Raw genomic sequence first — 20,333 nt, forward strand, 5'->3', positions numbered from 1 at the left:
TCGGCAGAACCCAGGTCAGCGGATACTTCTTCGGCACGTCGGTACGTCGCGCAACCGCATGCCGGCTCATCGTTGCCTTGGCAGGTCGCCGGACCAGGACCTTCCGTGCGGGGGATGGCAGGTGACTCCACCGCGAAAGCCCTGCGCAACGGAGAACCGCGCTCGATCGTCCTCACTGGTCCACAGAGTCCCGGAACGTTGCCCCCTGAGCGTGTCCCGCTACGCGCATCCGCTGCTGGCTCGGCGCCGCAGAGACCTAACGCCCCCGTGTGAGCGGACATCCACCCGGCGATAGCGTGTCGGGCGGTTGTGCACTCCATCCAGGAGGGCCTCGCCTTCGAGGAGCACCGCAGCGTCGACCGGGTGGACCTGCCGTGCGGCCCCGCCGTGCTGTCCCTGCACCGAGACGGACGGCACGGGCATTCTGCCGACGCTGGACTTCGCCCACATCGAGCTGTACGTGCCCGCTCCGGTGCACGGCTGGCTGCTGGTGCCCGCTCTCACGACACCGTGCTTCGACGACCTGCCGCGGTACACGCGTATTCTGCGCCAGATCGGTGAATCCTTGGTCGTCCGCCCCGCGACACACGAGGACGACGATCCGGAGGCGCCGGCGGCCGGTGACGTGCGCGCGGTGTTCGGTCAGGGAATCCGACCCGACGAGACGGAACACTCCATGACGCTCACCTTCACCCGCCACCGCAAAGCCGAGCGCTACGAACTGCGCCCGCAAGGCGCTGCCCCCGTCCACGTGCGGCGTGGCGCCCCGGCGGCCGTCCCCTTCCCGAGGGGTGCGAACCGCGCTTCACCCTCGCCGCCGACCCGGCCGGTGCCGGGCCACTCGCCATCGTCGTCCGGAGGAAGCGCGACGGTCACCTCGCCGTGCTCGCTCCGGATCACGAGCACCTGGCCGAGCTGCGCCTGTCACCACGCAGGAAGCTGCGGCGGCCCCTGTACGAGATCCACCTGCCCGACGGGGAGGTGCTGCGCGGGCGGGAGGGAACTGTGCCGTCCCTGCTCCTGTGGCTGGTGATGCTGCCGCTCGTCCTGATCTACCTGATCGGTCCGACACTCTCCGACATGCCCGCCGACGAGGTCGGTTTCCCCTTGCGTACGGCCTGGAAGCGGCCGGGCGGGCTCATCGGCCGGGTGGTCATGACCGGGTCCGCGCGCGGTCGCTTCCGTGACCCGGGTGAGGGGCTCGACCACCGGGTGGCGTACGCGCAAGTGGTGGCGAAGTACTGGAAACAGTGACCCGGGCCCGCTGACCGGTCTGTCGTGGAGCACCCGGTCCCGTTCACGACGCCATCAGCGGTACCTCCTCCTTCCACTTGAGGATCTTGTCGAAGCTGACCACCGCGCCGCGCCGCCCGGTGCGGTTGCGGTAGCGGACGTGGTCGGTCAGGGCCTCGATCAGAAACAGCCCCCGTCCGTGCTCGGCCTGGGCCGGGGCGGGGGCTGCCATGGGAAGGGGCGGCGCGGGTTCGGGCTGTGCGTTCCGCCCGGGGCGCTTGGGCCTGCGGGTCCGCTCCCGGAATCCGGGGCCGGAGTCGGTGACTTCGATACGACAGGTGTCGCCGTTGATGAAGGCGGTGACCCGGTAGTCCTCCGTAGCGGCGTCGCCACCGTGTTCGACGGCGTTCGCACACGCTTCGGAGAGGGCGACGGACAGGTCGTGCGAGACATCCGGGTCCACCCCGGCCGTCTCCATCGTTCCCAGCAGGAGCCGCCGGGCGAGCGGCACGCTCGCGGCCTCGCGCCGCAGATGCAGGGACCACCAGATGCTCATCGCTGCAGCCTCCTGGTCGCGGCTCGACATACCGATACGTATTGCCGGGGCGCATGGTCCGTAAGCGTGCTCCGGACGTGACTCCGCTCATTCGGCGGATGCGCCCCCGACACCCGCCGGTGTAGAAGCGCCGTCCGTGCGCCCGCGTACGCGCCGGCGCACCGCGTCGGCGCTCCGGCGCCGCCCCCTGCCCCTCGCCCCCGGTACTGACCCGCCCCGACCGGAATGGCGTGATCCGCCGGGTGCCGGAGAGACGGACCTGCCGTATGCGGGCCGTAAGGGCAGTGGGATGATGGCGCGGCCATGACTGCCCCGTCCGACCCCGGAGCGCGCGCCGCCGCCGACCTGCGGCTGCTGAGGGCCGCGGTGTTCACCGCGGTCTGCGTCGCGCTGTCCGCGGCCGGGCACATGATCGGGTCCTGCGCCGCCGTCCCGCTGTGGACGCTGGGCGTGGGCTGCGCGGCGGTGTTCGCCGTCGCGGCACCGCTGGCCGGGCGGGAACGCTCGCTGCCCGGCATCGCTGTGGCGCTGGCCGTCGGCCAGCTCGCGCTGCACACCGTTTTCGCGCTGGGGCAGCACCGGATGGCCGCCGTACCGGCGGCCGCCACGGCACCGGCCGGCGGCGGACTCTCCGACCAGGCGGCCATCTCCCTCGCACGGCACATCACCTGCGGCCTCGGCGCCGGGCAACTGGACGGCGCGGCAGCGCGCCGCATCCTGCACACCTCGGTCGTCGGCCCGGGCGGCCCTGCCGCTTCGGCCGGCGGCGCCGGGCACGCCATGGACCCGGCGGCCACCGCCACCACGGCGGCGCACGGGCTGCTGCCCTCGCTGCCGATGCTGCTGGCGCACCTGCTCGCGGCGCTCGCCGCCGGCTGGCTGCTGCGCCGCGGCGAGGCGGCCCTGTGGCGGCTGGTACGGCTCTCGGCACCGGCGGCGCGGGAGGCTTCGGCGGTGGCGGAAGCTCTGGTGGGCGCGCTGCGCGGCGCGCTCGCGCTCGTACGCGCCCTGTGCGCCGGGCTCCTGACGGCGGATGTACGCCCCGTGGCGCGTTTTTCGTACGGGGACGACCAAGCCCGCCCGAAGGAACTCGCGCTCCAGCACAGTGTCGTCAGGCGGGGTCCGCCCGCCCTGGCCCTCGCGGCCTGACGACCACACACCGCTCTCCCCGCAGCAGGGCCGGAACGACCGGCGGAACCGGAACGCCCCGGCAGGACCGGGCACGCTCCGGCAGCACCGGGCGCGCTCCGGCGCACGGGAGGAGGCGGCGTGCGCCGTCGTCGCCGCACGCGCGCCAGCCGTTCCTTCCCCGTCCCTCCTGCCTGTGGAGTGCATTCCCGCCATGTCTGAGACCACCGCCGCACCGTCACCGTTCCCGGTCGCACCGTCCCCCGTCGCACCGTCACAGGGCGCCGCACCGGCGCCGGGCACCGGCCGCCGCGGCCGGCTCGCCCGCCGGCTGCCCGTCGTGGGCGGCCTCGCCGCGGGCGGCGTACTGCTGCTCGCCGGCCCGGCCTTCGCACACGTCAGCGTGCAGCCCGGCCAGGCCGAGCAGGGCGGCTACGCGACGATCAACTTCAAGGTCCCCAACGAGCGCGACAACGCCTCGACCGTGAAGCTCGAAGTGACCCTGCCGACCGACCACCCGCTGTCGTCCGCCATGCCGCAGCCGGTGCCGGGCTGGAAGGTGGACGTCACCAAGTCCAAGCTCGACAAGCCCCTCGAAACGCACGGCAAGAAGCTCACCGAGGCCGTATCGAAGATCACCTGGACCTCGGACGGCAGCAAGATCGAGCCCGGCCAGTTCCAGCAGTTCCCGGTCTCTGTCGGGCAGTTGCCCAAGGCCGACAAGATGGTCTTCAAGGCCCTCCAGACGTACGACAACGACGAGGTCGTACGGTGGATCGAGCCGACCAAGGAGGGCGGCCCCGAGCCGGAGAACCCGGCGCCGGTGCTCGAACTGACCCCCGCGTCCGGCGACGGCCACGGCTCCGGCACGGCCGACGCGAAGAACACCGGCGGCGACGCGGGCGATGCTCAGCAGGCCGCCGCGGACGGCAGCGACACCACGGCGCGCGTCCTGGGCGGCGCCGGCATCGTCGTCGGCATCATCGGTGTCGCGTTCGGCGTGCTCGCCGGCCGGCGCCGCGGCGCCTGACCCGACCCCGTGCCTTCCCCGGTGCCCGTCCTCCCGGGCGCCGGGCCGGCACACTCTTCCTGAAAACGGGACACACGTACATGCGCAAGAGGAACCTCACCGCCGCCGGCATCGCGCTGATCTCGGCTCTGACCCTGGCCGCCTGCGACAGCGGCGGCGACAGCGACCAGCCCGCCGCCAGCGTCTCCGGCGGCACCCGCTCCGAGCCGATCGTCACACTCGACCGGCCCATGGAGAAGCCGGACCTGGTCCTGACCGACACCGAGGGCAAGAAGTACGACCTGATCGAGCAGACCAAGGGCCACCCGACCCTGGTCTACTTCGGCTACACCCACTGCCCGGACGTCTGCCCGCTGACGATGAACAACATCGACGTCGCGATGCGGCAGCTGCCCCAGGCCGAACAGGACGACCTGCGCGTCGTCTTCGTCACCTCGGATCCCGAACGGGACACCCCCGCCGCGCTCAAGAAGTGGCTCGGCGGCATCAACAAGAAGTTCATCGGCCTGACCGGCTCCTTCGACACCATCCAGGCCGGCGCGCGCAGCGTGAACATCGGCATCGAGAAGCCCGTCAAGAAGAAGAACGGCGACGTGGTCTCCACCCACGGAGCGCAGGTCCTGCTCAGCTCCCCCAAGGACGACAAGATCCACTGGATGGGGATGCAGGACGCCGGCGTCGACCACTACTCCAAGGCACTTCCGAAGATCACCAAGGGACAGAACCCGTGAACCGCCGCACCACCCTCGCCGCCGTACTCGCCCTCACCGCCGGATTCGCCCTCGCGGGCTGCGGCGGGGACAGCGCCCCCGAGCTGAAGGTCTCCGGGGCGTACCTGCCGCAGCCGGTCGACCAGAGCATGGCCGGCGCGTTCATGGTCATCGAGAACTCCGGCGGTACGGCCGACAAGCTCACCTCCGTCACCAGCGACCTGAGCGACGACGTCACCATCCACACCACGAAGAACAACAAGATGGAACAGGTCAAGTCCCTGGACATCCCCGCGAACGGCAAGCTCGAACTCGCCCGCGGCGGCAACCACCTGATGTTCATGGGGCTGAAGAAGAAGCCGGCCGAGGGCCAGAAGGTCAACGTGGAGCTGCACTTCGCCACGGCCAAGGCGATCAAGGTCGAGGTGCCGGTCCGGTCCGCCACCTACGTCCCGGAGAACGGCGGGGCCGGGGGCGGCTCCGGCCACGCGGGGGCCGCCGACCACGGGTCGACGCAGCACGGCGGACCGACGCAGCACGGCGGATCGGGACACGGCGGCTCGCAGGACAGCGGCTCAGCGCACGACGGCTCGCAGCACGGGGGATCGACGGACGACCACGCGCAGCACCACGCCGAGAAGTAGGGGGCGCCTCGCCATGACCACCACCGTCCTCTGCGCACCGGGCTCCGGCGCCCGCGCTCCGAGCGCACGCCGGGCCGGCACGTCGCGCGCCCGCCGGTCGTCCGCGCTGCGTCTCCTGGTGCTCGCGGCGGCCCTGCTCGGCGCGCTCTTCGGGGGCGCCGCCCCGGCCTCCGCCCACGCCGCGCTGACCGGCAGCACCCCCGCGCAGGGGTCGGTGGTGCAGAGCGCACCGGAACAGGTCACCCTCACCTTCTCCGAGGGAGTCGCGATGAGCGACGACTCGGTCCGGGTCCTCGACCCGCAGGGCAAGCGGGTGGACCGCGGCAAGCTGCGCGACCTGTGCAGCGGCGAGACGGTCAAGTACGGCGCCGGACTGCCGCCGGGACTCCCGGACGGCACGTACACCGTCGCCTGGCAGGCGGTCTCCGCCGACAGCCACCCGGTCTCCGGCGCCTTCACCTTCTCGGTGGGCGCGCCCTCCGAGACGAGCGCACCGCTGCCGCAGCAGGAGGCCGGCGGCGGTGTGGTCGGCGCGCTGTACGGCATCGCCCGCTATCTCGCGTACGCGGGCTTCGTCGTCCTGGTGGGCGGGGCGGCGTTCGTCCTGATCTGCCGCCCGGCCGCCGCGCGCGTACGGTCCGTGCAGCGTCTGGTCGCCCGCGGCTGGGCGGCGCTGACCGCCGCGACGATCGCGATGCTGCTGCTGCGCGCCCCGTACACGACCTCCGGTGACCTGGCCGACGTCTTCGACCTCGGCGGCCTCCGCCAGGTCCTGGAGACCAAGCCGGGAGCCGCGCTGGTCTCGCGGCTGCTGCTGCTCGCCGCCGCGGCCCTGTTCGTGGCCGTCCTCTTCGGCGCGTACGCCCGCGCGCAGCAGGACGAAGGGCGTGCGGGGCAGGACGAGGGGCGTACGGACGCGGAGGGAGCGGACGAAGCGGCCTCGGGCGCCCCGGACGCCCTGGCCGGCGACGCCAAGCGCCGCAAGGACCTCACCTTCGGGCTCTCGGTCGGCGGCGCGATCGTCGCCGTAGGGCTGGCCGCGACCTGGGCCATGGCCGAGCACGCCTCGACCGGCCTGCAGACCGCCGTCGCCATGCCCGTCGACGTCCTGCACCTGCTGGCCGTCGCCACCTGGCTCGGCGGCCTGACGGCGCTGCTCGTCTCCCTCTACCGTGGCCCGTCCGTGGCCCGTTCCGCCGTGCGCCGCTTCTCGCGGCTCGCGTTCGGTTCCGTCCTGGTGGTGGTCGCCACCGGCGTGTACCAGTCGTGGCGGCAGGTCGGCACGTGGCAGGCGCTGACCGACACCTCGTACGGGAAGCTGCTGCTGGCCAAGGCGGTGCTGGTCGTCGTTCTCGTCGGCTTCGCCTGGTTCTCGCGGCGCTGGACGGCCCGGCTGGGCGAGGGCCCGGCGCCGGAGGCGGAGGCCGCCGCCGTACTGGAGAGCGTGGCGGCACGTACGGAAACGACAACGGCGCGGTACGAGGCGGCGCCGGAAGGAGCGACCGCACCTGAAGGAGCGACCGCACCGCCCGGCGGGGCCACCGGTCCGCCCGACGGGGCCACCGCTCCGGCCGGCACCGACGGCTCCACGGCCGAAGCCGAGGCCGACCCGGAACGCGCCGCCCAACTCGCCCGCCAGCGCGCCGCGCTGGCCACCGCGCGGACGAAGCGCATCCGTGACGCCGACCCCGAGCGTTCCGGGCTGCGCCGCTCGGTCCTGGCCGAGGCGACGGTCGCCGTGGTGGTGCTGGCCGTCACGACCGTGCTCACCTCCACCGAACCGGCACGTACGGAGGCGGCGGTGAAGGCGGCCGGCGGGGCCGGGCAGTCGGCCGACGCCAACCAGCCGAAGGTGCTGAACATCCCCTTCGACACCGGCGGCCCGCGCGGCAAGGGCACCGCGCGCGTCGACCTGGACCCCGGCCGCAGCGGCAGCGGCAACGCCCTGCACCTGCGGCTCGCCGACCCGGACGGCCGGACGGTCGACGTCCCCGAGGTGAAGGTCTCCTTCACCCTCCCGGACAAGGACCTCGGGCCGCTGCCGGTCACCCTCGACCATGTCAGCGAGGGACACTGGAGCGCGCGTGACGTCCAGTTGCCGGTGCCCGGACAGTGGCAGCTCTCCCTGGTCGTACGGACCTCCGACATCGACCAGGTGACCGAGACCAGGAACGTGAAGATCAACTGATGACGACCACCGCTTCTTCCTCCGGCGGCGCCTCCGGGCACGACGGCCGCACCGGCTCCGGCACCGGCCCCCATTCCGCTTCCGGCTCCGCTACCGGGCCCGAGCCCACCGACACCCTCGAACTGTCCCGCCGTCGCCTGCTCGGCACCGTCGGCGCCGCGGGCGCGGCGGGCCTCGTCGCCGGTGCGGCGGGCGGCGCGATCGGCGTCGCCGCCGCCCAGGACGACCCGCCCACCGCCCTGAGCAGCGTCGGCTCGGCCTCGGTGGCCTTCCGCGACGAGCGCGCCAAGCACCAGGCGGGCATCACCACGCCCCTCCAGGCGCGCGGCCACCTCGTCGCCTTCGACCTCGCCCCGGGTGCCGGACGCAAGGAGGCGGCCGCGCTGCTGCGCCGCTGGTCGCGTACGGCCGAGGAGCTGATGGCCGGCCGCGCACCGGCCGCGGACACCGGCGTCGCGCTGGACGCGGGCCCCTCCTCGCTCACCGTCACCTTCGGTTTCGGCCGCACCTTCTTCGACCGTACGGGGCTGACCGCGCACCGCCCCGTCCAGCTCGAACCGCTGCCGGACTTCTCCTCGGACGTGCTGGACGCCGGGCGCAGCAACGGCGACCTCTGGATCCAGATCGGCTCCGACGACGCGCTGGTCGCCTTCCACGCGCTGCGCGCCCTCCAGAAGGAGGCCGGGGGCACCGCGCGGCTGCGCTGGCAGATGAACGGCTTCAACCGCACGCCCGGGGCCACCGCCGCCCCGATGACCGCCCGCAACCTGATGGGCCAGGTCGACGGCACCAACAACCCCAAGCCCGCCGAGCCGGACTTCGAGGAGCGGATCTTCGTCGGCCGGGACGCCGGCAGCGGTCCGTACGCCTGGATGCGCGGCGGCTCGTACGCGGTGGTCCGCCGGATCCGGATGCTGCTGGACGACTGGGAGAAGCAGCCGCTGACCAAGCAGGAGAAGGTGATAGGCCGCCGCAAGGCCGACGGCGCGCCGCTGACCGGCGGTGACGAGCACACCAAGATGGACCTGGACAAGAACGGCCCCGACGGGCTGCCGGTCGTCCCGGCCGACGCGCACGCGCGCATCGCGGCGCCGGAGTCCAACCAGGGCGCGGCCATGCTGCGGCGGCCCTTCTCGTTCCACGACGGGTTCCGGGACGACGGCGCCCCGGACGCCGGTCTGCTGTTCATCTGCTGGCAGGCCGACCCGCTGCGCTCCTTCATCCCGATCCAGCGCAAGCTGGACCGGGGGGACGCGCTGTCGCCGTTCCTGCGGCACGAGGCGAGCGGGCTGTTCGCCGTACCGCCGGCCGCGGTGGCAGGCGGGTACGTGGGGCAGCCGTTGCTGGAAGGGTGATGGTCGGAACGTGTGTCTCACGGGCCCGGTGAGGCTGTGGGCCGGCTCCGGGGGCCGTGAGTCGATTCGGGCTTCCCGGCCGGGGCGGGCGGCCGGGCGGGTAACGTGGCGAGCGGGTGATCGGCGAGTCGGTCCCCACCGGAGCGTGAGGGAGTCAGAGGGACATGTCGGTCAGCCGCTATACGTACCTGGGACCCGAGGGAACGTTCACGGAGGCGGCCCTGCGGACGCTGCCGGAGGCCGCCACCCGCGAGCTGGTCCCGATGGTGTCCGTACCGGCCGCGCTGGACGCGGTACGGGCCGGCGAGGCCGCGGCCGCGCTGGTGCCGATCGAGAACTCGGTCGAGGGCGGAGTGACCACCACCCTGGACGAACTGGCCGCAGGCGAACCGCTGATGATCTACCGCGAGGTGCTGCTGCCGATCGCGTTCGCCCTGCTCGTCCGGCCCGGCACCGCCCTCGCGGACGTCAAGACGGTCACCGGGCACCCGGTGGCCCAGCCGCAGGTGCGCAAGTGGCTCGCGGAGCACCTGCCGGAGGCGGTGTGGGAGTCGGCGGCCTCCAACGCGGACGGTGCGCGGCTGGTCCAGGAGGGCCGGTACGACGGCGCGTTCGCGGGCGAGTTCGCGGCGGCGACGTACGGCCTCGAACCGCTGGTCACCGAGATCCACGACGCGCAGAACGCCGCCACCCGCTTCGTGCTGGTCGGCCGCCCGGCCCGGCCGGCGGCGCGCACCGGCGCCGACAAGACCTCGGTCGTGCTGTGGCTGCGCGAGAACCACCCCGGCGCCCTGCTGGAACTGCTCCAGGAGTACGCGGCCCGCGGCGTCAGCATGATGCGCATCGAGTCGCGGCCGACCGGCGAGGGCATCGGCCAGTACTGCTTCTCCGTCGACTGCGAGGGGCACCTCACGGACCGCCGGGTCGGCGAGGTGCTGATGGCGCTCAAGCGGGTCTGCCGTGAGGTGCGCTTCCTCGGGTCGTACCCGCGCGCCGACCAGGTGCGGCCGAACGTACGGCCGGACACGGTCGACGCGGCGTTCACGGACGCGGCGGACTGGCTGACGCGTTGCCTCGACGGACGCGCCTGAGACGTCCGCGGCGGGCGGCAAAGCGGCCGGACGACGTTCCGGAGGGGCCCGCCGGGGGCCTGGTCTGGGGTCTTGGGGTTGTCCACAAAGTTATCCACAGGGCCCGTTCTCGACCTGGGGATAAGTCGACACGGTGGACCCTGCGACACGGTCCGAGTCGACATGTTGCTCTACCGACCCCCAGGACCTTCCACAGCGCCGCACCCCGGCCCGCGTCAGCACAAATTACGCGAACAATCCTTTAGGGCGAGGAAATCCCACACGAAAGAGCGTCCACTGGGGGTTTCTTCGATGAATCCATGGCAACGCATTCTTGAAACGGAACACGCTCTTCCGACTTCCACAGATTCCACACACAGCCTGTGGATAAGATTCCGCACCCTCTCACCCCTGTGGACAACCCTGGGTACAACCCTCGTCGCCCGCCGTTCCGACCCGCCCGCCAACTCCTCCCGCACGCAAGGGAAGCCGGTCGGCGCGCACGGAGCGACTACCCCCGCACCGACGCCGGCGCAAGATTCTTCCACCGCTATTTCCCGCCACTTTCCGCACGCCCGCACGACCCCCGTCCGCACTTCCCGCACATCCGCCCGCACCGGGCCCACTTCCCGCGCGCCCCTTATGCGCCCCTTATGCACCCCCACCAGACCGCCTTACCGGGCCGTACCGCCCGGAATAGCCAAACACACTAAACATCAACAAACCGGACAAAGCGCCACGCGGGGAATATGGCGTCGAAGGTCCGCCCCGTGCCCCGGTAGCCTGGTGGGGTGATTGACCTTCGCCTGCTCCGTGAGGACCCCGACCGTGTGCGCGCGTCCCAGCGCGCCCGTGGAGAGGACGTCGCACTCGTCGACGCACTGCTCTCCGCCGACGAACGGCGCAGGACCTCCAGCGTCCGCTTCGACGAGCTGCGCGCCGAACAGAAGTCGCTCGGCAAGCTCATCCCCAAGGCCGCCGGCGACGAGAAGGCCGCGCTGCTGAAGAAGGCCGGGGAGCTGTCCGCCGCCGTCAAGGCCGCCGACGCCGAGCAGGACCAGGCCAAGGAGGAGACCCAGTCCCTCCTGCTGAAGCTGGGCAACATCGTCCACCCCGACGTGCCCGTCGGCGGCGAGGAGGACTTCACGGTCCTGGAGACGCACGGCACGATCCGCGACTTCGCCGCCGAGGGCTTCGAGCCCAAGGACCACCTGGAGATCGGTCAGGCGCTGGCCGCGATCGACGTCGAGCGCGGCGCCAAGGTCTCCGGCTCGCGCTTCTACTACCTGACCGGCATCGGCGCGCTCCTGGAGCTGGCGCTGGTCAACGCCGCCATCGCGCAGGCCACCGAGGCCGGCTTCACGCCGATGCTCACCCCGGCCCTGGTGCGCCCGCACGCCATGGAGGGCACCGGATTCCTCGGCCAGGCCGCGGAGAACGTGTACCACCTGGAGAAGGACGACTTCTACCTCGTCGGCACCTCCGAGGTCCCGCTCGCCGCGTACCACATGGACGAGATCCTCGACGCGGACAAGCTGCCGGTGCGCTACGCGGGCTTCTCGCCGTGCTTCCGCCGCGAGGCCGGTACGTACGGCAAGGACACCCGCGGCATCTTCCGCGTCCACCAGTTCGACAAGGTCGAGATGTTCTCGTACGTCGACCCGGAGGACGCGCAGGCCGAGCACCAGCGCCTGCTGGACTGGGAGAAGCAGTGGCTGACCGGCCTGGAGCTGCCGTTCCAGGTGATCGACGTGGCCACCGGTGACCTGGGCGCCTCGGCCTCGCGCAAGTACGACTGCGAGGCGTGGATCCCCACCCAGGGCAAGTACCGCGAGCTGACCAGCGCCTCGAACTGCGACGAGTTCCAGGCCCGCCGCCTGTCGGTCCGGATGCGTACGAACAAGGACGGCAAGCAGCAGGTCAAGCCGCTCGCCACGCTCAACGGCACGCTCTGCGCGGTGCCCCGCACCATCGTGGCGATCTTCGAGAACCACCAGCAGGCGGACGGCTCCGTGCGCGTACCCGAGATGCTGCGCCCCTACCTGGGCGGCCGGGAGATCCTGGAGCCCGTCGACCGGTGACCACCGCCCCCGAGCCCGCGCGCCGGGCCGACCAGGCCCGCCCGCTGCCGTACAAGCTCGTCGCGACCGACCTCGACGGGACGCTGCTGCGGCACGACGACACGATCTCCGAGCGCACCCGCGCCGCCCTGGCCACGGCCACGGCGGCGGGGGCCGCGCACATCGTCGTCACGGGCCGCGCGGTGCCGTGGACCCGGCACATCCTCGATGCGCTGGACTACGACGGCATAGCGGTGTGCGGGCAGGGCGCGCAGGTCTATCACGCCGGCGAACACCGGCTGCTGACCTCCGTCACCCTGGACCGGCAGCTCGCCGGGCTGGCCGTGTCCAAGATCGAGGCGGAGGTCGGCCCGCTGTTCCTGGCCGCGAGCCGGGACGGCCTGGAGGGCGAGGTGCTGGTCACCCCCGGCTACCGCATCCAGGAAGGCCCGCTGCCGAACCTGCTGGTCCACGATCCCGGCGACCTGTGGGCAGCACCCATCAACAAGATCTACATTCAGCACCCGACCCTCGGCGACGACGAACTGGCCCGCGCGGCGCGCGAGGTCGCCGGCGACCTGGTCGGCGTGATGATGGCCGGCGAGGGCGTCGTCGAACTCCTCCCCCTCGGCCTCTCCAAGGCCACCGGCCTCTCCCTGGCCGCCCGCCGCCTGGGCGTGAAGGCCGCGGACACCATCGCCTTCGGCGACATGCCCAACGACATCCCGATGTTCGGCTGGGCCCGGCACGGCGTCGCCATGGCCAACGCCCACGACGAGCTCAAGGCCGTCGCGGACGAGATGACGGCGTCCAACGAGGAGGACGGGATCGCGGTCGTGTTGGAACGGCTGTACGGCGCCTGAACCCGAGGCGTCCTCCGGCCCGGCCCCGGCGGCCGGGTCGGTCTTCTTTTCGGAACGTACGCACGAAGTCATGCCCGGGACGGGGTAACTGTACGTTTATCGACTCGTTTTCCCCTGTGCGTGGAGGCAACTGGAGTTCGAGGCGTCGAGGGTTCGTGAAGTGCTGGGGTTTGCCGGTGACGGTCGTGAAGCGGTGCAGCCGTACGACGGGGAACCGGACATAGAGGTAGTGGCATCCGTGAGCAGCCTCCGCTCCTGGCCCTGGATACGGGCGTTCAGTTGAAAGAGTCAGCTTGTCTCTTTCAAACCGCTTCCGGTTTGAGTGGAGGGCATGTACATGCCATCTGAAGCTGTACTGCTGGAGTCGCGGGCCATGCGCGCCAGTGTGATGGACCGCACCGAAGTCCTCGACAAGGTCAAGGCACTCGCCTTGCTGCCGGACGGGGTGCACGCGACGACAGAGGGGGTCGCGGCCTACTTCGTTGTACACAGGGAGGTCGTCAAGAAGCTCACCCAACGACACCGTACGGAACTCACCTGCAACGGGTTGCAGGTGCTGCGAGGCTCTGACCTGCAGCTCTTTGAAAGGGACAACTTGTCCCTTTCAAGCGGAGGTTATCCACAGGGCCGCGCCCACCTCACCCTCTACACCCGCCGCACCCTCCTCAACATCGCCATGCTCCTCCGCGACAGCGAGGTCGCGCGGGCGGTCCGTACGTACCTCCTCGACGTCGAGGAGGACGCGCGGGAACAGGTCGAAAGGCCCCGGCAGGCCCGGCCCGCGCCGACGGTCGAGTCGCTCGACCACCGGCTCACGAACGTCGAGTCGTCGCTCGCCGACATCGGCCCGGCCCTACGGGACCTGGGTCCGGTGATCGGCCGGATCTCCGGGCGGCTGGACCGGCTGGACCGGCGGCTGGACGCCACCAACCATGTGGTGTGCGCGATGAGTGAGCGGCTCAGCGGTCTGGCGGAGGACGTACGGGAGTTGCGTTACGGCCCCCGTCCGCTGCCCCGCCCGCACCGGCATCCGGGGTCAAGGCCCAAGCGGCGAGACCAAGGATGAGCGCGATGGCGTGTCCGATGTCGGTGAACGTGGCGCCTGACAGGAGCGGGATGCCGAAGAAGCCGACGACGGCCGCCAGGTAGAGGTAGCGCCACGGCGGCGGCAGCCGGTAGGTGAGCAGGCCGGCTGCCGCTGCCAGGCCGTAGGACACACCGATGTCGACGACATGCGACATGGAACGGGGCAGCCGGTGGCCTTCGATGGCGAGCAGGACCAGTTCCTGGCTGGCGAGGGTGGCGGTGACGTGGGCGGCGCCGACGGTCAGCAGCCAGCGCCAGGTGCCCAGCCAGCGTTCGACGTTGGCATGCACCAGCTCGAAGAGGACCGCGTAGAGCACGAAGGAGGACGGGTTCTCGATCCAGAAGCCGCTGATGAGGAGGGAGGAGAGGGGATGCCCGTTCAGTTCGTGGATGTTGCTGCTGGTGCGGTGGAGGAGGAAGTGCTCCAAGCCCTCGCTGGCACCGGCGATCACGAGGCTCGTCACGCCGATGATCAGCAGCCAGATGTGGGTGCCGGGTGCGGACCGTACCCAGGCGGCCACCCCGTCGACGGGCGAGGGCGGGAACACCGGCCTCATCGCGCATGCACCGACCTCATCATGCGGGCACCGGCCTCACCGCGCCCGGGCCGGTGACAGCGAGGAGGTGACCGGGCCGGAGCGGACCCGCCCGTACCCGTGCGGTCCGGGGCCCTTGAGGCGGCGGATCAGTGGGGCCGTCTCCATGTTCCGTACGGCGGGCAGCGTCGCGATCCGGGTGGTCAGGTACGTGTAGAGGGCGCGCACGTCCGGGCACAGAACCGTCGCGAACAGGTTGTGCGGCCCGGTGGTGGCGCAGGCGAAGGCCACCTCGGGGTGCTGGGCCAGCGCCGTGCCGGTGGCGGCGAGTTCGCTGGGGGCGACGGAGAGCCAGAGGGAGACCATGACGCCGAGCCCGAAGTGCCGGGCGTCGTAGTCCACGTCGTAGTAGAGGATGCCGTCGGCGCGCAGTTCGGACAGGCGGCGGCGGACGGTGGTCTGGGACCAGCCGGTGGCCGCGGCCAACTCGCCAAGGGCGGCCCGCCCGTCCTCGGCGAGGGCGGCCAGGAGGCGCCGGTCGGCGTCGGTGAGTGTGACGGGTGCCGCCTGCCCGGGCGGGTCGGCGGCCCGCGCGTCGGCCGCCGCGGACGCCGGGTGACGTAGCTGTGCGGCCTGCTCCTCGGTCAGCGCGCCGGACTTGTTGACCAGCCCGAGCGGACCGCCGAAGAACTCGTGCACCATGCAGTGCGCGGTGACACCGACCACGCTCGGTGTCCGCGGCAGCTTCTGCAGGAGGAGCGCGTCGCTGTCCCGGCTGCTCGCGGAGCGGCAGGTGACGCTGATCTCGGTGCCGCCGGACATCAGACTCACCCAGGACGTGTCGGGCCGCCGGGCGAGCGCCTCGGCGACGGCGACGGCCGCGTCGGGCGTGCACTGGACCCGTACGATCCACTCGATCTCGCCCAGGGCGGCCGGGTCGGTGAGCCCCATGACCTTGATCATGCCCGCGCCGCGCAGCCGGCTGTAGCGGCGGGCGACGGTCTGGTCGGAGACGCCGAGCACCTCGGCGATGCGGCTGAAGGGGGCCCGGCCGTCGAGCTGGAGGGCGTGGACCAGACTCCGGTCCAGTCTGTCGAAGCCGTCGGTTTTCACCAGGAAAGGCTAACTCGTGTCGGATCGCGCCGCACGGGACCGCGTGGTTGGGAGGTGCGGGGGCCGGACCGGACTCTGGACGGAACACACGACACGGAACACCGATCCATCTCAGAGGTTCTTGATGCACAACGGGCGGAGCAAATGGTGGCCCCTGGTCGCCATCACCCTGGGCAACTTCATGTTGCTCGTCGACGTCACGATCGTGAACACCGCGCTGCCGCGGATCGCCGACGGTCTGGACGCCTCCTTCACCTCGCTGCAGTGGGTGATGGACATCTACGCGCTGGCGCTGGCCGCGCTGCTGATGGTGGCCGGTTCGGCGGCCGACCTGCTCGGGCGCCGCAAGCTGTACCTGGCGGGCCTCGGACTCTTCGCGCTGGCGTCGCTCGCCTGCGGGCTGGCGCCCGACGAAGGCGTGCTGATCGCCGCGCGCGCGGTGCAGGGCGTGGGCGCGGCGGCCATGTTCGCCACCAACACACCGCTGCTGATGGCCGCGTACCAGGGCCGTGACCGCGGGGTGGCCTTCGGCATCTGGGGCGGTACGAGCGGCGCCGCGGCGGCGGTCGGTCCGGTGCTGGGCGGGGTGCTGACCCAGTACATCGACTGGCGGGCGATCTTCCTGGTCAACCTGCCGCTGACGGCGGTGGCGGTCTGGATCACCCTGCGGTCGGTCCAGGAGTCGCACGGCGACCGTACGGCGCGCATCGACTGGCCGGGCGCCGGCGCGTTCACGCTGTGCGCGGGCGCACTGACGTACGGGCTGATGCGCGGCGGCGAGGAGGGCTGGACGGAGTCCGGCACCCTGCTGGCCCTTGCGGTGGCCCTGCTGTCGCTGGTCGCCTTCGTCGCCGTGGAGCGGCGCGCGCGGCAGCCGCTGCTGGACCTGAAGCTGATGCGCCGTCCGGCCTTCGCCGTACTGATGGCGGCCGCGCTGCTCCTCCAGGCCGCGGCGTTCCCGTACCTGACGTACGTGGGTCTGTGGGTGCAGAACATCCTGGGCCTGAGCCCGGTGATGGGCGGTGTCGCGGTACTGCCGATGGCGGTGGCGTCGATGGCCGTGGGCATGTTCGGCGGCCGGTTCCTGCACCGGCTGGCGCCGCGGCTGCCGATCGGCATCGGTCTCCTGCTGATCGGCGCCGGCCCGCTGCTGCACGTCCTGCTGCTGACCGACGCCTCCGGCTGGGCGGTCCTCGTCCCGGGCCTGCTCGTCAGCGGCCTCGGCATCGGCATGTCGATGCCGGTGCTGGTCTCGGCGGCACTCGGCGCGGCTCCGCCCCAGCGGGCCGGCATGGCCAGCGGCGCGGTGAACACCTTCCGCCAGCTCGGCTACGCGCTCGGCATCGCGATCCTCGGCACGGTCTTCACGCAGGGCCTGCGGTCCGCGGGCGCGCACGCCGCCCCCGGTACCGCGTACGTGCACGGCCTGAGCCGGGTGTCCCTGGTCGCGGGCGTGGTGGCGGTGGCGGCGGGCCTGCTGGTCCTGGCCGTCGTACGCCGCCCGGAGGCGGAGCAGAAGGCTCCGGCTGCCGCGGGCACGGCGGGGCGGGGTACGGCGAAGCCGGACGCGGTGCCGGGTACGGCGACGCCGGACGCGGTGGTGCCGGGTACGGCGGGCCGGGCCGGTGACGTGCCCGTCGGCGCCGACCGAGGGTGAGGCCGTAGGCGTACGGATGAGGCCGAGGACGTACTGGTGAGGCCGCACGCGTAAGGGCGAGTCCTCAGGTGTACGGCGTGACCGTAGGCGTACGGCGTGAACGTACGCCGGCGCCCTTCCCCCCCCCGGGGGCCGGCCCATGGCGGGTCGGCCCCCGGAACCGTACGGCGCCGTAGCCGGTTCCGGGTGGCCGCCCTGGGCCCTGCTCCGATCCTCGTCCCGCCCGCACACCCAAGTCAATCCTCGGGTTTCCTTTCAATTGCCCCAGCGATACCTTGGGTTGGTGACTCTCGACGACCTCCGCGCCTTCGTCGCCGTCTGCGAGGCGCGCAGCCTCAGCGCCGTCGCCCGTGACCTGGGCTGTACGCAGTCGGCGGTCAGCCAGCGCGTCAAACGGCTCGAACGCGAGGCGGGCATCGCCCTGTTGGAGCGGCGGCCGCGCGGCGTGGCCCCCACCCAGGCGGGCCGCATCCTGTGCCGCGCCGCGACCGGCTCGCTCGCGGAACTGGACCTGGCCCTGCGCCGCCTGGCCGACCTGCGCCTAGGCGACGGCGGCACCCTGAGGATCACCACGGGAGCCACGACCGTACGGCACTTCATGTCGGCGGCGGTGGTCACCTTCCGGGCCCGCCACCCGCACGTCGACCTGGAGTTCCAGACCGAGAACTCCGGCCGCCGCTGCTTCGAGGCGGTGGCCGACGGCACCGCCGAACTGGCCTGGATCACCATCGGCCCGCCGGTACGCGGTATCGAGCAGCACCCGGTGCTGGAGCTGCCGTGGGTCCTCGCCGTACGGTCCGACGACCCGCTCGCCGGGCGCGACCACATCGAGCCGGCCGAGCTGGCCGGCGGCCTGTCCGGCATCCGGCACATCCGGCTGCCGGAGAACTCCGTCTCGCGGATGCGGCTCGACGGCCACCTGCGACAGCCGGATTCCGGTCCTGGGCCCGCCGCCGCGCCCGCCAGTTCCACCAGTGTGGCCGACTGGGACACCGCGATCCTGCTGGCGGAGCTGGGCGTCGGGCACGCGGTGGTACCGGACCTGCCGGGCTGGCGGGGCGCCGGGCACCCGTCGCTGCGGCTGATCCCGATCCCGGGGCTGCCCCCGTTGGCGGCCGGCTGGGCGGTACGGCAGTGGGCGGCGCTGAGCCCGGTGGCGGTGGAGTTCGCCGAGACGGTGAACAAGTCGCTCGGGAAGGGTGCGGCGGGCAGGGCAGCGGGTTCGGATGCGGTGGCGGGCACAGGTGCAGTCCCTGGTGCAGTCCCTGGTGCGGCGGCAGGCACAGCGGCACGTCCCGTTGCGGCGGCAGGTCCGGGCGCGGTGGCGGGCACGGCTGCCGGTCCGGGCGCAAGGCCCCGCGCACGACGGCTCTCGGACGTCGAAGCAGATGTGCCGACGTGCGCCCCTACGTGCGCCGGCGCACCCGAGGGGCACGATGTGGGACCGGCCCGGGCACCGGCCTGAGGACCCCAACGACCCCAACGACTCCGGTAGCCTCAGCGGCCCCGGCGGGCCCAACGGCCCCGGCCGCCCCGGCAACGTGCCGTCCGCCCTTCCGACCGCCCTCGGCTCACTGCTCCACGGTGATCGGCTCCTGCAACTCGGTCACCCAGTCCTCCCGGTTCTCCGGACACTCCAGCGTCAGTTCCCGCGGATACCCGGCGGACCGGTAGGGGCTGTCGTCGAGCCAGCGGGCCAGCACCTGGGCCGTGGGCAGCACCCGCTCCATGGGCCCGCGGTGCACCACCGTGGCGGCCTGCGCGAGCGGCGGCAGGTCCACGATCGCGAAGTCGTGGGAGGGCTGCGGAGCGGCCGCGACCACGACCGCCGCATGCACCGTGATGCGGTCCCCGCCGCCGGGCGCGTCCGCGTAGTGCGCGATGCCCGGGCCCGCCGGCTCGACGCCCGCGGTGGCCAGCCGCCGGAACAGCTCGTCGTACAGCGGCCCGACGACCGGACCGATGTCCTCGGGCCCGAAGCTCGCCGCGATACCCGTCAGTTGGGCGACCCGTACCGCTTCGACCCGCTTGACCACCACCTCGTCGGCGGCCATTCGCCCTTCGCTCTCGATCGTCCGCAGCCGTGCCTCGACCCGGGCCAGCCGGGCGCCGGTCGCCGTGACCGCCGCCGTCAGCTCGGCCCGGCGCAGCCGCAGCATGCCGCGCAGTTCCGCCGCGCTGACCTGTTCGTCCAGGATGGCCGTCACCTGCTGGAGGCTGAAGCCGAGGTCCTTGAGGGCGATGATGCGGTTGAGGCGGGCGAGCTGCCCGGCCTCGTAGTAGCGGTAGCCGGTGACCGGGTCCGTGCGGGCCGGACGCAGCAGCCCGATGGCGTCGTAGTGGCGCAGCATCCGGGCCGACACACGGCCGTGGCCCGCGAACTCTCCGATGGTGAACATGAGACTCCCAGTGCAGGGCTTGCCACGGTGTGAAGGTCAAGGGGCGGGCCGAGGATCGGCGGACGGCGGACGGCGGACGGCGGACGGCGGACGGCGGACGGCGGACGAGGCGATCCTCGTGGACGGCGGACGGCGACATGCCGTGTTTCGGCATATGCCGAGGCGTATGCACGGGCCCGCGCCGGGGCGCACGTTGTTTCCGTGCACCGGGGCATGCGCCGGGGCACCAGCATTCCGTCAAGGGGCGTCCACGGGCCGTCAATGATGCGTCAGTACGCCGCCGTGCGCAGGCCGGTACGGGCATAGCGTCGAGGAGGAGCCCCGGCACTTCTCTTCCCACCGGTCCGGGGCCATTGCCGCACGAGGAGCGACGCCGTGCCCCAGCAACACCTGTACGCGGAAGATCCCGAACCCGCCGAACCCATCCCGGCCGGACTGCTGTTCGTCCCCGTCCGGCCGGGCCCCGCGGGCTGTACGGCCCGCCTGTTCCGCACTCCGCTCGGCGGCCGTACCGCCGTCGGTTTCACCTCCGCGCAGCGGCTCGCCGCCGCGCTCGGCAGCGACCAGCCGTGGATCCGGCTCGCCGAGCCCGCGCTGCGCGCCCTCGCCGAACCGCTCGGCGCGGCCGTCCTGACCGTGGACCCCCGCCTCGCCCCCGGTACTCCCCGTACACCGCTGCTGCGGGCCGTCTGAGAAGGGGCGTAC

General features: G+C 72.3%; 16 protein-coding genes and 2 pseudogenes. 14 read left to right on the plus strand and 4 right to left on the minus strand.

The window, feature by feature from the left end; all coding sequences use genetic code 11:
* Positions 1–882 precede the first annotated feature (882 nt).
* Positions 883–1,254: a hypothetical protein gene (locus tag AB0A97_RS22885; RefSeq protein WP_361152881.1), complete on the plus strand. Its 372-nt coding sequence runs from the start codon at positions 883–885 to the stop codon at positions 1,252–1,254.
* Positions 1,255–1,297: 43 nt separating this feature from the next.
* Here the strand turns inward: AB0A97_RS22885 and AB0A97_RS22890 are convergent, their stop codons facing one another.
* Complete coding sequence (locus AB0A97_RS22890; RefSeq protein ID WP_361152884.1) at positions 1,298–1,789, minus strand: ATP-binding protein; 492 nt, start codon at positions 1,787–1,789, stop codon at positions 1,298–1,300.
* 303 nt (positions 1,790–2,092) lie between these two features.
* On the opposite strand from AB0A97_RS22890, the gene AB0A97_RS22895 reads away from it, so the two are divergent.
* The 10 genes and pseudogenes from AB0A97_RS22895 (at position 2,093) to AB0A97_RS22940 (ending at position 13,903) form a co-directional block, all read left to right on the plus strand.
* A complete protein-coding gene (locus tag AB0A97_RS22895; protein ID WP_361152886.1) occupies positions 2,093–2,938 on the plus strand; it encodes a hypothetical protein in 846 nt (281 codons plus the stop codon).
* Between the two features lie 193 nt (positions 2,939–3,131).
* Positions 3,132–3,947, plus strand: a complete 816-nt coding sequence (locus AB0A97_RS22900; protein ID WP_361152889.1) for a YcnI family protein — start codon at positions 3,132–3,134, stop codon at positions 3,945–3,947.
* 80 nt (positions 3,948–4,027) lie between these two features.
* Positions 4,028–4,678 (plus strand): SCO family protein, encoded by a 651-nt coding sequence (locus AB0A97_RS22905; RefSeq protein ID WP_361152892.1) that lies wholly within the window; start codon positions 4,028–4,030, stop codon positions 4,676–4,678.
* Positions 4,675–5,115, plus strand: a pseudogene (locus AB0A97_RS22910) (copper chaperone PCu(A)C); the annotation flags it as partial. The gene AB0A97_RS22905 and the pseudogene AB0A97_RS22910, both read left to right, overlap by 4 nt.
* Before the next feature lie 199 nt (positions 5,116–5,314).
* Positions 5,315–7,489 carry a copper resistance protein CopC gene (locus tag AB0A97_RS22915; protein ID WP_361152894.1) on the plus strand — a complete coding sequence of 725 codons (2,175 nt, stop codon included), beginning with the start codon at positions 5,315–5,317 and terminating at the stop codon, positions 7,487–7,489.
* The gene (gene efeB / locus AB0A97_RS22920; protein ID WP_361152896.1) at positions 7,489–8,844 is read left to right on the plus strand and encodes an iron uptake transporter deferrochelatase/peroxidase subunit; all 1,356 of its coding nucleotides are present in this window, start codon (positions 7,489–7,491) and stop codon (positions 8,842–8,844) included. Before AB0A97_RS22915 ends, efeB begins: the two co-directional genes overlap by 1 nt.
* Before the next feature lie 164 nt (positions 8,845–9,008).
* The gene (pheA, locus tag AB0A97_RS22925) at positions 9,009–9,935 is read left to right on the plus strand and encodes a prephenate dehydratase (protein ID WP_361152899.1); all 927 of its coding nucleotides are present in this window, start codon (positions 9,009–9,011) and stop codon (positions 9,933–9,935) included.
* Positions 9,936–10,705: 770 nt separating this feature from the next.
* Complete coding sequence (gene serS / locus AB0A97_RS22930; protein WP_361152902.1) at positions 10,706–11,995, plus strand: serine--tRNA ligase; 1,290 nt, start codon at positions 10,706–10,708, stop codon at positions 11,993–11,995.
* A complete protein-coding gene (locus AB0A97_RS22935) occupies positions 11,992–12,837 on the plus strand; it encodes an HAD family hydrolase (protein ID WP_361152904.1) in 846 nt (281 codons plus the stop codon). Before serS ends, AB0A97_RS22935 begins: the two co-directional genes overlap by 4 nt.
* A gap of 337 nt (positions 12,838–13,174) precedes the next feature.
* Positions 13,175–13,903, plus strand: coding sequence for a hypothetical protein (locus AB0A97_RS22940; protein WP_361152906.1), 729 nt, complete (start codon positions 13,175–13,177; stop codon positions 13,901–13,903).
* Here AB0A97_RS22940 and AB0A97_RS22945 read toward each other — a convergent pair.
* Both AB0A97_RS22945 and AB0A97_RS22950 read right to left on the minus strand, forming a co-directional pair.
* A complete protein-coding gene (locus tag AB0A97_RS22945) occupies positions 13,797–14,480 on the minus strand; it encodes a rhomboid-like protein (protein WP_361152908.1) in 684 nt (227 codons plus the stop codon). The genes AB0A97_RS22940 and AB0A97_RS22945 overlap by 107 nt on opposite strands.
* 36 nt (positions 14,481–14,516) lie before the next feature.
* Complete coding sequence (locus tag AB0A97_RS22950; protein WP_361152910.1) at positions 14,517–15,572, minus strand: Lrp/AsnC family transcriptional regulator; 1,056 nt, start codon at positions 15,570–15,572, stop codon at positions 14,517–14,519.
* A 124-nt stretch (positions 15,573–15,696) separates the two neighbouring features.
* Between AB0A97_RS22950 and AB0A97_RS22955 the strand changes: the two genes are divergently transcribed.
* Both AB0A97_RS22955 and AB0A97_RS22960 read left to right on the plus strand, forming a co-directional pair.
* Positions 15,697–17,229: an MFS transporter gene (locus AB0A97_RS22955; protein ID WP_361152913.1), complete on the plus strand. Its 1,533-nt coding sequence runs from the start codon at positions 15,697–15,699 to the stop codon at positions 17,227–17,229.
* 283 nt (positions 17,230–17,512) lie between these two features.
* A pseudogene (locus AB0A97_RS22960) lies at positions 17,513–18,409 on the plus strand (LysR family transcriptional regulator); the annotation flags it as partial.
* A gap of 391 nt (positions 18,410–18,800) precedes the next feature.
* On the opposite strand, the gene AB0A97_RS22965 reads toward AB0A97_RS22960, so the two are convergent.
* Positions 18,801–19,628: a MerR family transcriptional regulator gene (locus tag AB0A97_RS22965; RefSeq protein ID WP_361152915.1), complete on the minus strand. Its 828-nt coding sequence runs from the start codon at positions 19,626–19,628 to the stop codon at positions 18,801–18,803.
* 375 nt (positions 19,629–20,003) lie between these two features.
* On the opposite strand from AB0A97_RS22965, the gene AB0A97_RS22970 reads away from it, so the two are divergent.
* On the plus strand, positions 20,004–20,321 hold the full coding sequence (locus tag AB0A97_RS22970) for an SAV_915 family protein (RefSeq protein ID WP_361152917.1): 318 nt from the start codon (positions 20,004–20,006) through the stop codon (positions 20,319–20,321).
* Positions 20,322–20,333 lie beyond the last annotated feature (12 nt).

Source organism: Streptomyces sp. NPDC045470, assembly GCF_040646595.1.
Taxonomy (GTDB): domain Bacteria; phylum Actinomycetota; class Actinomycetes; order Streptomycetales; family Streptomycetaceae; genus Streptomyces.

Coding starts and splice junctions, on each gene's coding strand:
- AB0A97_RS22890 (WP_361152884.1), bottom strand. CDS start 1,789: ATGAGCATCTGGTGGTCCCTGCATCTGCGGCGCGAGGCCGCGAGCGTG.
- AB0A97_RS22895 (WP_361152886.1), top strand. CDS start 2,093: ATGACTGCCCCGTCCGACCCCGGAGCGCGCGCCGCCGCCGACCTGCGG.
- AB0A97_RS22900 (WP_361152889.1), top strand. CDS start 3,132: ATGTCTGAGACCACCGCCGCACCGTCACCGTTCCCGGTCGCACCGTCC.
- AB0A97_RS22905 (WP_361152892.1), top strand. CDS start 4,028: ATGCGCAAGAGGAACCTCACCGCCGCCGGCATCGCGCTGATCTCGGCT.
- AB0A97_RS22915 (WP_361152894.1), top strand. CDS start 5,315: ATGACCACCACCGTCCTCTGCGCACCGGGCTCCGGCGCCCGCGCTCCG.
- efeB (WP_361152896.1), top strand. CDS start 7,489: ATGACGACCACCGCTTCTTCCTCCGGCGGCGCCTCCGGGCACGACGGC.
- pheA (WP_361152899.1), top strand. CDS start 9,009: ATGTCGGTCAGCCGCTATACGTACCTGGGACCCGAGGGAACGTTCACG.
- AB0A97_RS22940 (WP_361152906.1), top strand. CDS start 13,175: ATGCCATCTGAAGCTGTACTGCTGGAGTCGCGGGCCATGCGCGCCAGT.
- AB0A97_RS22945 (WP_361152908.1), bottom strand. CDS start 14,480: ATGAGGCCGGTGTTCCCGCCCTCGCCCGTCGACGGGGTGGCCGCCTGG.
- AB0A97_RS22955 (WP_361152913.1), top strand. CDS start 15,697: ATGCACAACGGGCGGAGCAAATGGTGGCCCCTGGTCGCCATCACCCTG.
- AB0A97_RS22965 (WP_361152915.1), bottom strand. CDS start 19,628: ATGTTCACCATCGGAGAGTTCGCGGGCCACGGCCGTGTGTCGGCCCGG.